This is a genomic window from Streptomyces sp. NPDC051218 (genome assembly GCF_044455475.1).
In the GTDB taxonomy this organism is placed as follows: Bacteria; Actinomycetota; Actinomycetes; order Streptomycetales; family Streptomycetaceae; genus Streptomyces.
This window is the reverse complement of record NZ_JBITEU010000003.1, coordinates 452,603-466,404: the sequence shown is the minus strand read 5'-3', so window position 1 is coordinate 466,404 and position 13,802 is coordinate 452,603. Positions and strand designations below refer to the sequence as shown.

13 protein-coding genes are annotated in these 13,802 nt (G+C 69.7%); 12 read left to right on the top strand and 1 reads right to left on the bottom strand.

All coding sequences use genetic code 11. The features are described 5' to 3' along the window. The first annotated feature begins 4 nt into the window (after nt 1-4). Nucleotides 5-937: a hypothetical protein gene (locus tag ACIBCK_RS13045; RefSeq protein WP_399389586.1), complete on the top strand. Its 933-nt coding sequence runs from the start codon at nt 5-7 to the stop codon at nt 935-937. Between the two features lie 37 nt (nt 938-974). On the opposite strand, the gene ACIBCK_RS13040 is transcribed toward ACIBCK_RS13045, so the two are convergent. After that, entirely contained in the window at nt 975-1,421 is a 447-nt protein-coding gene (locus ACIBCK_RS13040; protein ID WP_367045559.1) for a DUF3093 domain-containing protein, read from the bottom strand. Between the two features lie 58 nt (nt 1,422-1,479). On the opposite strand from ACIBCK_RS13040, the gene ACIBCK_RS13035 reads away from it, so the two are divergent. The 11 genes from ACIBCK_RS13035 (at nt 1,480) to ACIBCK_RS12985 (ending at nt 13,800) form a co-directional block, all read left to right on the top strand. Beyond that, a complete protein-coding gene (locus ACIBCK_RS13035; RefSeq protein WP_399389584.1) occupies nt 1,480-2,064 on the top strand; it encodes a PaaI family thioesterase in 585 nt (194 codons plus the stop codon). Next, nucleotides 2,061-2,597, top strand: coding sequence for a dUTP diphosphatase (gene dut, locus ACIBCK_RS13030; protein ID WP_399389582.1), 537 nt, complete (start codon nt 2,061-2,063; stop codon nt 2,595-2,597). Before ACIBCK_RS13035 ends, dut begins: the two co-directional genes overlap by 4 nt. Nucleotide 2,598: 1 nt before the next feature. Further along, nucleotides 2,599-3,366, top strand: coding sequence for a DUF3710 domain-containing protein (locus ACIBCK_RS13025; protein WP_367045566.1), 768 nt, complete (start codon nt 2,599-2,601; stop codon nt 3,364-3,366). Between the two features lie 295 nt (nt 3,367-3,661). Next, entirely contained in the window at nt 3,662-3,751 is a 90-nt protein-coding gene (gene kdpF / locus ACIBCK_RS13020; RefSeq protein WP_033264828.1) for a K(+)-transporting ATPase subunit F, read from the top strand. An 8-nt stretch (nt 3,752-3,759) separates the two neighbouring features. Next, a complete protein-coding gene (gene kdpA / locus ACIBCK_RS13015) occupies nt 3,760-5,424 on the top strand; it encodes a potassium-transporting ATPase subunit KdpA (protein WP_399389580.1) in 1,665 nt (554 codons plus the stop codon). Further along, nucleotides 5,421-7,565, top strand: a complete 2,145-nt coding sequence (kdpB, locus tag ACIBCK_RS13010; protein ID WP_399389578.1) for a potassium-transporting ATPase subunit KdpB — start codon at nt 5,421-5,423, stop codon at nt 7,563-7,565. The genes kdpA and kdpB overlap by 4 nt, the downstream gene beginning before the upstream one ends. Nucleotides 7,566-7,588: 23 nt before the next feature. Beyond that, nucleotides 7,589-8,269, top strand: a complete 681-nt coding sequence (locus ACIBCK_RS13005; protein WP_399389785.1) for a potassium-transporting ATPase subunit C — start codon at nt 7,589-7,591, stop codon at nt 8,267-8,269. 227 nt (nt 8,270-8,496) lie between these two features. Beyond that, on the top strand, nt 8,497-9,723 hold the full coding sequence (locus ACIBCK_RS13000) for an alginate lyase family protein (RefSeq protein ID WP_399389576.1): 1,227 nt from the start codon (nt 8,497-8,499) through the stop codon (nt 9,721-9,723). 291 nt (nt 9,724-10,014) lie between these two features. Then, complete coding sequence (locus ACIBCK_RS12995) at nt 10,015-12,564, top strand: ATP-binding protein (RefSeq protein WP_399389574.1); 2,550 nt, start codon at nt 10,015-10,017, stop codon at nt 12,562-12,564. A gap of 64 nt (nt 12,565-12,628) precedes the next feature. Beyond that, complete coding sequence (locus ACIBCK_RS12990; protein ID WP_249592796.1) at nt 12,629-13,312, top strand: response regulator; 684 nt, start codon at nt 12,629-12,631, stop codon at nt 13,310-13,312. Nucleotides 13,313-13,401: 89 nt separating this feature from the next. Further along, nucleotides 13,402-13,800: an OB-fold nucleic acid binding domain-containing protein gene (locus ACIBCK_RS12985; RefSeq protein ID WP_399389572.1), complete on the top strand. Its 399-nt coding sequence runs from the start codon at nt 13,402-13,404 to the stop codon at nt 13,798-13,800. The last annotated feature ends 2 nt before the right edge of the window (nt 13,801-13,802 follow it).

The following is a 13,802-nucleotide window of genomic DNA, read 5'->3' as shown; positions in this document are numbered from 1 at the left end:
GGCCGTGACAGGCTCGACCCCGCCGAGGAAGCGCCGCTTCCGTAAGCGCGGAGCGGACCAAGAGAACGCCGCCATCGAGGGCGCGCGCAACGACGAGCGGGGCTCTTCCCCCACAGGAACAGCCTCGCTCGGACCGGCGAACGCCTCAGAGGTGGCCACACCAGACGAGACGGCGGCCGACAAGGCGTCCAGGGCCCCCGGGTCCAAGGGCCGCGTTGCCGCCGTCACGGACGGAGTCAAGGCGGGCGTACGCATGAGCGGACGCAGCGCCAAGGCCGGCATCGGCTATCTCGCCGACCGGATCATCGAGAACGCCCCGCGGGTCCCGGTCCGCGACCTGAACACCCTCCGCAAACAGTTCCCCGGCCTCGATGCCGAGCGGATCGCGGACAAACTCATCTCCGGCGCGGCCAACGCGACGTCGACGGTCGGTGCCGGGGTCGGCGCCGCGGCGATGATGCCCGTGCCGCCCGCCATGCCCGCGGAGATGGCCGCCGAGATCACCGGAGTGGCCGCGATCGAGCTCAAGCTGATCGCCGAGCTCCACGAGGTCTACGGCCTTCGCCCGCCCGGCAACCTCAAGGAGCGCAGCTCCGCCTACCTCACCTCGTGGACCGAGGAGCGCGGCATCGACGTGGTGAAGCCCGCGTCGATCAACGCCGCGCTCGGCGGCCAGATGAAGCGCGAGCTGCGCCAGCAGATCATGAAGCGCATGGTGCGCAATCTCCCGAACCTGATGCCCTTCATGGTGGGCGCCGCGGTCGGGGCGGTGATGAACCGCCGTGACACCAAGAAGCTCGCTGAGCGGGTCCGTGCGGACCTGCGGAGGTCGCAGGTGCCCTGGGACGCCCTGCCCGAGCTGCCGCCCCTTGAGCAGCCCGTGAAGCCCCTGGACCCCCTGCGTCCGGACACGCCGCCCAAGGAGCTGGGGCGCTGACGCGGCGGGTTCCGCGCACGCCCCCGACGAGCGGTCCTTACGAAGCCCGTACCGCCGTCAGCGCCGCCGCGAGCGCCTCGGGGTGCCGCGTCGACACGTACACGTACGGAGTCGGGTCCTGCGGGTCCGTGATCTCGACGCGCAGCGCCGTGGGGATGTAGGCGCGCAGCAGCATGAAGGCGCGCGGGTCGGCCTTCGGGCCGCGCCAGGCGCGCGCCTCCTCGGCGTCGAGTACCACCGGCTCGCCCAGGGCGGAGACCGGGATCTTCGCGTCGCCCGCGACGAGCGAGCCCGCCACCACGCGGATCCGGGGGGAGCCGTACGAGCTGGTGACGACCGCGGCTACGGCCGTGCCGGCGACCAGGCCGCCGAGCAGCGGCAGGGTGCCGAAGGGCACCATGATCAGCGCGGTCGCGACACCGACCAGGAGCGAGACAAGCCACCAGGAACGGGGCGCCGTCAGGCGTTCTTCGTAAGGCTGCATACGAGCAAGCTTGGCACGATGAGCTGAGTCGGTGGACTCGCGGGTAAGGTCTGCGCCTGTGAGTGGTACTTCAGCAGCTCTGACGCCCCCGGCCGACGCAATAGCGCCCGTCCGCCACCCCGACGCGCCCGCCCCCGGCGAGCTCATCGGAGCCCATTACGAGCACTGTTTCGGCTGCGGCGAAGGGCAGGCCCACGGGCTGCACCTCGCCGCGTACGCCGGTGAAGGTGTGGGCGTCACCGCCGAGTTCACCGTCCGGGAGGCCCACCAGGGTGCTCCGGGCCTCGCGCACGGCGGAGTGCTCGCCACGGCGCTCGACGAGACGCTCGGCTCGCTGAACTGGCTGCTGCGGGTGATCGCCGTGACCGGACGGCTCGAGACCGACTTCGTGCGGCCCGTGCCGCTGGGCACCGTCCTCTTCCTCGAGGCCGAGGTGACCGCCGTCTCCGGACGGAAGATCTACTCCCGGGCCACCGGGCGGATCGGCGGCCCCGACGGGCCCGTCGCCGTCCGTGCCACGGCCCTGTTCATCGAGGTCAAGGTCGACCATTTCATCGAGAACGGCCGCCCGGAGGAGATCCGGGCCGCCATGGACGACCCGGACCAGATCCGCCGCGCACGTGCCTTCGAGGTGAACCCGTGACCCCCGTACTCCGTCCGGAGCTCGACGTCCTGATCCGTCGCGTCGACTCCGAGGTACCACTGCCGTCGTACGCGCAGCCCGGCGACGCCGGAGCGGATCTGCGGACCACCGAAGCGTGCGAACTCGCCCCGGGCGAGCGGGCGGTACTGCCCACGGGGGTTTCCGTCGCGCTGCCGGAGGGCTACGCGGCCTTCGTGCACCCGCGGTCCGGTCTCGCCGCCCGCTGCGGTGTCGCCCTGGTGAATGCCCCAGGGACGGTGGATGCCGGGTACCGTGGAGAGATCAAGGTGATCGTGGTGAATCTCGACCCGCGCGAGCGCGTGCGGTTCGAGCGCTTCGACCGGATTGCCCAACTGGTCGTCCAGCAGGTCGAGAAGGTGCGCTTCCACGAGGTGGCGGAGCTTCCCGACTCGGCGCGGGCCGAGGGGGGCTTCGGGTCCACCGGCGGCCATGCCGCCGTGGGCGCCGGCTCGGGTGAAAACACGGGTGGGAATCGATACGCATCGGTCGTATCTGACCGGGAAGGACAGTGACGTGTTCGGACGTCGCAAGAAGGACAGTGCCGCCGAGGACGCGGCGGGCGAGGCCGAGCAGGTCGTCGACGACTCCGACGCCGCGGACAGTGATGACGCGGCGCGGTCGCGCGTGAGGCTCGAGCCCGAGCCCCGCCCCGACGGTCCCTGGGACGTCTCGGAGGTCCGGGAGCCCGGCGAGGGCCGCGTGGACCTCGGTGGCCTCTTCGTACCGGGTGTCGAGGGCATGGAGCTGCGCGTGGAGGTCGCCGGTGACGCGATCGTCGCCGCGACCGTCGTGCTCCAGGACAGCGCCATCCAGCTGCAGGGCTTCGCCGCCCCCAAGAAGCAGGGCATCTGGGGCGAGGTCCGCGAGGAGATCGCCTCGGGCATCACTCAGCAGGGCGGTGTCATCGACGAGGTCGAGGGCCCCCTCGGCTGGGAGCTGCGTGCGCAGGTGCCGGTGCAGCTGCCGGACGGCACGGGCGGGGTGCAGGTCGTGCGCTTCATCGGTGTCGACGGCCCGCGGTGGTTCCTGCGCGGGGTCATCTCCGGCCAGGGTGCGGTGCAGCCGCAGGCCGCGGGTCTCCTGGAGCAGATCTTCCGGGACACCGTCATCGTGCGCGGCGACGGCCCGATGGCGCCGCGTGACCCGATCGTCCTGAAGCTGCCGGACGACGCACAGATGGTCGCCGAGGGCGGTGTCCAGCAGGAGCAGCAGGAGGGCTCGCGCTTCTCCGGCGGCATGGGCCAGCTCCAGCGGGGCCCCGAGATCACCGAAGTGCGCTAGGCGCACCACCAGCAGGCCGATGGGCCGTACTCCCTGACGGGAGTGCGGCCCATCGGTGTTTTCGCAGGTGAGAGCGGTGGAGCGGCGGCAACCGTAAGAGAGTCGTCAACGGAGTGGCAACGGCCGTAAGGGAGCCGTCAACGGCGGTCGTTTCCGGCCATACAGGGGGTTTGCTCAAGAGGTCAGATCAATCGCATCTCATCTAGGAGCACACGATGGCCGACCTGGCCTTCGTCGTCACCACGATCGCGGTCTTCGCGCTGGTGGCGTTCATCGCCAAGGGGGTGGCGAAGCTGTGACTGCCGAGAACATCGTCGGTCTCGTCGTGGCCGTCGCCCTGCTGGGCTATCTCGTCCTCGCTCTCGTGTTCCCGGAGAGGTTCTGAGTACGGATATGAGCCCTGTTCTTGCTGGTGTGCTCCAGTTCCTGGCGCTGATCGTGGCGCTCGCCCTGGCATACCGTCCGCTCGGTGACCACATGGCCAAGGTCTACTCCTCCGACAAGCATCTGCGCGTCGAGAAGTGGATCTACAAGGGCATCGGCGCCAACCCGAACGCCGAGATGCGCTGGCCCGCGTATCTGCGCGGTGTGCTCGCCTTCTCCGCCGTGAGCGTGCTCTTCCTGTATCTGCTGCAGCGGCTCCAGGGCTCGCTGCCCGGGTCGCTCGGCTTCAAGGCCATCGACCCCGACCAGGCCTTCAACACCGCGGCGTCGTTCGTGGCGAACACCAACTGGCAGTCGTACTACGGCGAGCAGGCCATGGGCCATGTCGTGCAGACCGGCGGCCTCGCGGTGCAGAACTTCGTGTCCGCGGCCGTGGGCATCGCCGTCGCGGTGGCCCTGGTGCGGGGCTTCGCCCGGTCACGGACGGGGGAGTTGGGGAACTTCTGGGCCGACCTGGTGCGCGGTGTCGTACGCATCCTGATTCCGATCTCCGTCATCGGCGCCCTCGTCCTCGTCGCCTGTGGCGCGATACAGAACTTCGCCGGCATCCACGGCGTCGGCCAGTTCCTGGGCGGCAGCCAGGAGTGGAACGGCGGGGCGGTGGCCTCGCAGGAGGTCATCAAGGAGCTGGGCACCAACGGAGGCGGCTACTTCAACGCCAACTCCGCCCACCCCTTCGAGAATCCGAACGGCCTCTCCAACCTCTTCGAGGTCTTCCTGATCCTGGTGATCCCGTTCGCGATTACGAGGACCTTCGGGCGGATGGTCGGTTCCCTCAGGCAGGGGTACGCGATTCTCGCCACGATGGTGACCATCTGGGTCGGGTTCACGGCGCTGATGATGTGGACGGAGTTCCACCACGGGGGCCCCGCCTTCGACATCGCGGGCGGCGCGATGGAGGGCAAGGAGACGCGGTTCGGGATCGCGGGTTCGGCGATCTTCTCGGTCGCCACGACACTGACCTCGACGGGCGCGGTCAACTCCTTCCACTCCTCCAACACCGGCTTCGGCGGCGGACTCGATCTCCTCGGCATGCAGTTGGGCGAGATCGCGCCGGGCGGTACGGGGTCGGGTCTGTACGGCATGCTGATCATGGCGATCATCGCGGTGTTCATCGCCGGGCTGATGGTGGGCCGTACCCCCGAGTACCTGGGCAAGAAGATCGGCACCCGCGAGATCAAGCTCGCCGCCTGCTACATCCTCGTCACCCCCGCCCTCGTGCTCGGCTTCACGGCGGTGTCGATGGCACTGCCCACGCCCAAGGACTCGATGCTCAACTCCGGGGCGCACGGCTTCTCGGAGATCCTCTACGCCTACACATCGGGGGCCAACAACAACGGTTCGGCGTTCGCGGGGCTGAGCGCGGACACGAACTGGTTCAACACCACGATCGGCCTCGCGATGCTGCTCGGCCGGTTCCTGCCGATGGTGTTCGTCCTCGCGCTCGCGGGTTCGCTGGCGGAGCAGAAGCCGGTCCCGGCGACGGCGGGCACCCTGCGCACCGAAAAGCCCCTGTTCACCGGGTTGCTGGTGGGCACCATCATGATCATCACCGGTCTGACCTACTTCCCGGCGCTCGCCCTCGGGCCGCTGGCCGAAGGGTTGGCGTCATGACCACCGAGACGAAGAAGCCAGAGGAGCCCGGCTCCATGTCCACCGCTACTCCCACCCGTGCGCCGCACCAGGACGTGCCCGGCGGGCACGCGGACGGCGGCCGTGTCGGCGGAGGTCTGTTCGACCCCACGCAGCTCCTGAAGTCCTTCCCCGACGCCGTGCGGAAGCTCGATCCGCGGGTGATGGTCAAGTCGCCCGTCATGTTCGTGGTGCTCGTCGGCTCGGTGATCACCACCGTCCTCGCGGTCAAGGACCCGGGGGACTGGTTCGGCTGGGCGATCGCGGTCTGGCTCTGGCTGACCACGATCTTCGCCAACCTCGCGGAGGCGGTGGCCGAGGGGCGCGGCAAGGCGCAGGCGGACACGCTGCGCAAGGCCAAGACCGACACGGTCGCGCGCCGCCTGAACGGCACGGCCGAGGAGCAGGTGCCCGGCACCGCGCTGCGCATCGGCGACCTCGTCGTCTGCGAGGCGGGCGACGTGATCCCCGGCGACGGTGACGTCGTCGACGGCGTCGCGAGCGTCGACGAGTCGGCCATCACCGGTGAATCGGCCCCGGTCATCCGGGAGTCGGGCGGCGACAGGTCCGCCGTCACCGGCGGCACGAAGGTCCTCTCCGACCGCATCGTCATCAAGATCACGACAAAGCCCGGCGAGACGTTCATCGACCGCATGATCAACCTGGTCGAGGGCGCGGCCCGGCAGAAGACGCCCAACGAGATCGCGCTCAACATCCTGCTCGCGTCCCTCACCATCGTCTTCCTGCTCGCCGTCGTCACGCTCCAGCCGTTCGCCGTGTACGCCGGTGCCGAGCAGTCCATGATCGTGCTCGCCGCGCTCCTGGTGTGCCTGATCCCGACGACCATCGGCGCGCTGCTCTCCGCGATCGGCATCGCGGGCATGGACCGCTTGGTCCAGCGCAACGTCCTCGCCATGTCCGGGCGGGCGGTCGAGGCCGCCGGTGATGTCTCGACGCTGCTGCTCGACAAGACGGGCACCATCACGCTCGGCAACCGGCAGGCCGCCGAGTTCGTGCCGGTGCGCGGGACGACCGAGGACGAGCTCGCGGATGCCGCCCAGCTCTCGTCGCTGGCCGACGAGACGCCCGAGGGCCGCTCCGTCGTCGTACTGGCGAAGGAGAGGTACGGGCTTCGCGAGCGCCACCAGGGGGAGTTGGAGGGGGCCGGGTGGGTCGCCTTCACCGCGCAGACGCGGATGTCGGGCGTCGACCTCGTCGAGGGCGGGGCCATGCGCAAGGTCCGCAAGGGCGCGGCCGGTTCGGTCGTCGCCTGGGTCAGCGAGAACGGCGGCACCGTCTCCGACGACGCCCAGGCCGTGACCGACAGGATCTCGCAGGCCGGTGGCACGCCGCTCCTCGTCGCGGCCAAGGACGACCAGGGGGCGCGGGTCCTCGGCGTCATCCACCTCAAGGACGTCGTCAAGGACGGCATGCGCGAACGGTTCGACGAGCTGCGGCGCATGGGCATCAAGACGGTCATGATCACGGGCGACAACCCGCTGACCGCCAAGGCGATCGCGGACGAGGCAGGCGTGGACGACTTCCTCGCCGAGGCCACGCCCGAGGACAAGATGGCGCTGATCAAGCGGGAGCAGGCCGGCGGCAAGCTCGTCGCGATGACCGGTGACGGCACGAACGACGCGCCCGCCCTCGCGCAGGCCGACGTCGGTGTGGCCATGAACACCGGGACCTCGGCCGCCAAGGAGGCCGGGAACATGGTGGACCTGGACTCCAACCCCACCAAGCTCATCGAGATCGTCGAGATCGGCAAGCAACTCCTGATCACCCGGGGCGCGTTGACGACCTTCTCGATCGCCAACGACGTCGCGAAGTACTTCGCGATCATCCCCGCCATGTTCGCCGTGGTGTATCCCGGCCTCGACAAGCTCAACATCATGGGCCTGTCGTCCCCGGAGTCGGCCATCCTGTCGGCCGTCGTCTTCAACGCGCTGATCATCGTCGCCCTGGTGCCGCTGGCCCTGAAGGGCGTCCGCTACCGGCCGATGAGCGCGGACAGGATGCTGCGGCGCAACCTCGGCATCTACGGGCTCGGCGGTCTCGTCGCCCCGTTCATCGGCATCAAGATCATCGACATGGTGATCTCCCTCATCCCCGGGCTCTAGCTCCTGAAAGCGTGCTGATCGTCATGAACAACTCCGTCGGAAGTACGGCACGGCTGCTGGGCGCGGGCCTGCGTGCCCTGCTCGTGCTGACCGTGATCTGCGGTGTCATCTATCCGCTCGCCGTCACCGGGATCGCCCAGGGCCTGTTCAGCGACAAGGCCAATGGTTCCGAGATCCGCAGCGAGGGCAAGGTCGTCGGTTCCGAGCTCATCGGGCAGACGTACGACCTGCCGCTGAAGAAGGGCCAGGAGACCGCCGAGCCCGACCTGAAGTGGTTCCAGCCCCGGCCGTCCAACGGCCTCGGCTCCAACCAGGACGCGGGGGTGAACACCCAGTACGACCTGATCCTTTCGGGTGCGACGAACCTGTCCGGTGACAGCAAGGACCTGATCGCGAACGTCAAGGCGGCCAAGGCCGCCGTCGTCAAGGACAACTCCACGGCCGGGTTCGAGGTCAGGCCGTCGGACGTGCCGGCCGAAGCCGTCACCTCGTCAGGATCGGGCCTGGACCCGCACATCTCCCCGGAGTACGCGCGGCTCCAGGCGCATCGGGTGGCCGACAAGAACGGCCTCGCCGTGAACAAGGTCGAGAAGCTGGTCGACGAGCACACGGACGGGCGGATCCTCGGCTTCGTGGGCGAGCCCCGCGTCAACGTCCTCCAGCTCAACGTCGCGCTGAAGGAGCTTGTCGCCGACGGGAGTTGAGGCGTACTCACCTCACGGCTGCCCTGGGCGGTCCGGCCCTCGTGGCCGGGCCGCCCAGGGCAGTCCGTGGTTCACGGTTCTGAATCCCACCGACCGATGGAGGCTGCGGCGCGGCCGCGTAGGGCGCACGTCTTGACGGCAGGCTGGTCCGTACCTATGGTCTCGGCCCAACACGCGTGTTCAGAAAGGCACTTGAGGTTCACATACGAGAATGGATGGCCCTTCGCATGGCTGACACCCCCACACCCGTGCGCCACCACCGCAGATCCCGCACGGCAGTCCTCGCGACCCTCGCCACCGTGGTGACGACCCTGGTCGCCGCCCTCCTCACCTGGCCCGGCGCCGAACGCGCCGACGCCGCGCCCGCCGATTTCGTCCACCCCGGAGTCACCGTCTCCCGCGGACAGCTCGACTTCACCAGGGAGAAGGTCAACACCGGCGCCCAGCCCTGGAAGGGCGCCTACGACCAGATGATGGGAAGCAAGTACGCCTCCCTCTCACGCACGCCCAAGCCCCGCGCGGTCGTCGAGTGCGGTTCCTACTCGGACCCCAACTACGGGTGCACCGACGAGCGCGAGGACGCGATAGCCGCGTACACCACGGCACTCGCCTGGTACATCACCCGTGACGACCGCTACGCGAAGAAGTCCATCGAGCTGATGGACGCCTGGTCCGGCACCATCAAGGACCACACCAACAGCAACGCCCCCTTGCAGACCGGCTGGGCGGGCTCGTCCTGGCCCAGGGCCGCCGAGATCATCAAGCACACGTACACCGGCAGCTGGGGCAACTCGGGCCGCTTCGCGACGATGCTGCGCACCGTCTACCTGCCCGAGATCATCAACGGCTCCAACTCCAACGGCAACTGGGAGCTGTCGATGATGGAGGCCGCCATCGGCATCTCCGTCTTCATCGAGGACAAGGGGTCGTACGACAAGGCGATGGCCAAGTTCCGCACGCGCACCGCCGCCTACGTCTACCTCGCCTCCGACGGCGAGCTGCCGAAGACCGTGCCGAGCCAGAACCTCGACACCCGCGCCAAGATCGTCAAGTACTGGCAGGGGCAGGGCACCTTCACCACCGGGCTCACCCAGGAGACGTGCCGCGACTTCACCCACACCGGTTACGGACTCTCCGCGATCTCCCACGTCGCCGAGACCAGCCGCATCCAGGGCGAGGACCTCTACACGACGGACGTCGGCGAGCGGCTGCGCCAGGGCCTCGGCTTCCAGGCCAAGTACGAACTGGGCGAGGCCCCGCCGAGCTCGCTCTGCGGCGGCTCGGTCCACCGGGGCCTCGGACCGATCACCGAGGTCGGCTACAACGCGCTGCACAACCGCCTCGGCCACGCCATGTCAAACACCCAGAAGCTCACCGAGCAGAGGCGCCCGGCGGGTTCCAACAACCTCTTCGTCGCCTGGGAGACCCTGACCCACGCGAACAACCCCAGCTGAACCGGACCTTGTCGGGCCGGGCGCGCCGCGACCATACTGGCGCCCGGCCCCACAGGACCGCACGGGGGAGTGGGCATGACCGACAGCGCGGTCCTCGTGGAGGATCTGCACCGGAACGTCGGCGTACCCCTCCGGCTCCGGAAGGCCGACCCCCCGCGCTGATCCCCGTGACCTGCCCCATCAGGGTTGCGTCAAAGAGCGCCCTCCCGCACACACTCGTCCGTTTTGCGCGAATTGCTGGCCGTAAGGTCGACGCTGCGTACACAGCAGTTTCGGGAAGACAATGGGGCCATGGCACGCGGCAAGCTTCGGATATACCTCGGCTCGGCACCGGGCGTCGGCAAGACGTACGCGATGCTGTCCGAGGCGCACCGCCGCATCGAGCGCGGCACCGACTGCGTGGTCGCCTTCGTGGAGCACCACGACAGGCCGCGCACCGAGGTGATGCTGCACGGCCTGGAGCAGGTGCCCCGCAAGCAGCTCGACCACCGCGGCGGCCTCTTCACCGAGATGGACGTCGACGCCGTCCTGGAGCGCGCGCCCGCCGTCGCCCTCGTGGACGAACTGGCGCACACGAACGTGCCCGGCTCCCGCAACGCCAAGCGCTGGCAGGACGTCGAGGAACTCCTCGCCGCAGGCATCGACGTCGTGTCGACCGTCAACATCCAGCACCTGGAGTCCCTCGGTGACGTCGTCGAGTCGATCACCGGCGTGCGCCAGCGCGAAACCGTGCCGGACGAAGTGGTGCGGCGCGCGGACCAGATCGAGCTCGTCGACATGTCGCCACAGGCGCTGCGCCGCCGCATGGCGCACGGCAACATCTACAAGCCCGACCGGGTCGACGCGGCCCTGTCCAACTACTTCCGGCCCGGCAACCTCACCGCCCTGCGCGAGCTCGCGCTGCTCTGGGTCGCCGACCGGGTCGACGAATACCTCCAGCAGTACCGCGGCGAGCACGGCATCCGCTCCACCTGGCAGGCCCGCGAACGCATCGCCGTCGGCCTCACCGGCGGCCCCGAGGGCCGCACCCTGATCCGCCGCGCGTCCCGCATGGCCGCCAGGGGCTCCGGCAGCGAGATCCTCGCCGTCTACATCGCCCGCAGCGATGGCCTGACCGCGGCGTCACCCAAGGAACTCGCGGTCCAGCGCACCCTGGTGGAGGACCTCGGCGGCACCTTCCACCACGTCATCGGCGACGACATACCCGCCGCGCTGCTCGACTTCGCCCGGGGCGTCAACGCCACCCAGATCGTCCTCGGCTCCTCGCGCCGCAAGACCTGGCAGTACATCTTCGGGCCCGGCGTCGGCGCTACGGTGGCCCGCGAATCGGGCCCCGACCTGGACGTCCACATCGTCACGCACGACGAGGTCGCCAAGGGCCGCGGCCTGCCCGTGACGCGCGGGGCCCGCCTCGGGCGGTCCCGGAGCATCTGGGGCTGGCTGGTGGGCGTGGGCGGACCCGCGCTCCTGACGCTGCTCCTGACCCACGTCGACGCGGACCTCGGTCTCGCCAACGACATGCTGCTCTTCCTGACGCTCACGGTCGCCGCAGCCCTCCTCGGCGGGCTCCTCCCGGCCCTGGCGTCGGCGGCCTTCGGCTCACTGCTCCTGAACTACTACTTCGCACCGCCGCTGCACCTGTGGACGGTCTCCGACTCCAAGAACATCGTCGCGATCATCGTCTTCGTGGGCGTCGCGATCTCCGTCGCCTCCGTCGTGGACCTCGCGGCCCGCCGGACGCACCAGGCCGCGAGGCTGCGCGCGGAGTCGGAGATACTCTCCTTCCTCGCGGGCAGCGTGCTGCGCGGCGAGACCAGCCTGGACGCCCTCCTGGAGCGTGTGCGCGAGACCTTCAGCATGGACTCGGTGGCCCTCCTGGAGCGGGCGAGCGACGTGGCCCCCTGGACCTGCGCGGGCCGGGTCGGCGAGGGGCGCACGCTGGAGCGCCCCGAGGACGCGGACGTGGACATGCCCGTCGGCGACCACATGGCGCTCGCCCTGTCCGGCCGGGTACTGCCCGCCGAGGACCGCAGGGTGCTCGCCGCGTTCGCCGCGCAGGCCGTCGTGGTCCTCGACCGCCGGCGCCTCCAGGACGAGGCGCAGCAGGCCCGCACCCTCGCCGAGGGCAACCGCATCCGCACCGCACTGCTCGCCGCCGTCAGCCATGACCTGCGTACGCCTCTCGCGGGCATCAAGGCCGCCGTCTCGTCCCTGCGATCCGACGACGTGGCGTGGTCCGAGGAGGACCAGGCCGAGCTCCTCGAAGGCATCGAGGACGGCGCCGACCGCCTCGATCACCTGGTCGGCAACCTCCTGGACATGTCCCGCCTGCAGACCGGCACCGTCACCCCGCTGATCCGCGCGATCGACCTCGACGAGGTCGTCCCCATGGCGCTCGGCGGCGTCCCCGACGGCAGCGCGGACCTCGACATCCCCGAGACGCTGCCCATGGTCTCCGTGGACAAGGGCCTCCTGGAACGCGCCGTCGCCAACATCGTCGAGAACGCCGTCAAGTACAGCCTCGACGCCGAACCGGTCCTGGTCTCCGCCAGCACGCTCGGAGACCGCGTCGAACTGCGCGTCGTGGACCGCGGGCCCGGCGTCCCGGACGCGGCCAAGGACCGCATCTTCGAGCCCTTTCAGCGCTACGGTGACGCTCCGCGCGGCGCGGGCGTGGGCCTCGGCCTCGCGGTCGCACGCGGCTTCGTCGAGTCCATGGGCGGCACGCTGGAGGCCGAGGACACCCCCGGCGGCGGCCTCACCATGGTGCTCACGCTGCGGGCGGCGACGGGCGGACCGCCGCCGGCCCTGCCCGACCTCTCCGCACAGGCAGCCTCATGAGCGCCGAGATGGCCGCATGACCGCCGAGATGGCCACAACCGACAAGCCCGAAAGGCAGGTACGCATGACCCGGGTGCTCGTGGTCGACGACGAGCCGCAGATCGTACGCGCCCTCGTCATCAACCTGAAGGCGCGCAAGTACGACGTGGACGCGGCCCCCGACGGAGCCACCGCGCTCCAGCTCGCCGCCGCCCGCCACCCCGACGTGATCGTGCTCGACCTCGGTCTGCCCGACATGGACGGAGTCGAGGTCATCAGGGGCCTGCGCGGCTGGACGCGCGTGCCGATCCTGGTGCTCTCCGCGCGGCACAGCTCGGACGAGAAGGTCGAGGCGCTCGACGCGGGCGCCGACGACTACGTCACCAAGCCCTTCGGCATGGACGAGCTGCTTGCCCGGCTGCGGGCCTCCATCCGCAGGGCCGAGCCCACCGGAGCGGGCGAGGACGACGTCATGGTGGACACGGAGGACTTCACGGTCGACCTGGCCGCCAAGAAGGTCAACCGCGACGGGCGCGACGTACGCCTGACACCCACGGAGTGGCACCTCCTCGAAGTCCTCGTGCGCAACACCGGGCGCCTGGTCAGCCAGAAGCAGCTGCTCCAGGAGGTCTGGGGCCCTTCGTACGGTACGGAGACGAACTACCTGCGCGTCTACATGGCGCAGCTGCGCCGCAAGCTGGAGGCGGACCCCGCGCATCCGCGGCACTTCATCACCGAGCCGGGAATGGGTTACAGGTTCGAGCGATGAGTCAAGGGTCAAGGCGGGGCTGAGCGGGCATAAGCACAGATGAGCGCACCCACTGCGGCGCTGTCGGCGACCCCCGGTACGCTTCCTGTATGAGTGCTGTTCCTGGTTCCGACAAGCCGGCAGGCCGTTTCCGGCGCATGCTCGACCGGCTGTCCTCCTCCCAGGAGGATCTGGAGTCGGAGGAGCTGCGCGAGGACGCCGAGACGGCGGGGTGCACCCGCATCGGAGACTGCCACGACCGCCAGATAGTCACGGTTACTGGTACCTTGCGCACGGTCACGCTGCGACCACGCGCCGGCGTTCCCGCCCTGGAGGCGGAGCTGTTCGACGGCTCCGCGGCACTGGACGTGGTGTGGCTGGGCAGGCGCTCCATCGTGGGGATCGAGCCGGGGCGCAGGCTGATCGCGTCCGGCAGGGTCTCGATGAGCCGTGGCCGCCGGGTGCTCTTCAACCCGAAATACGAACTCAGACCCCTCGGACGGGAGTAGCC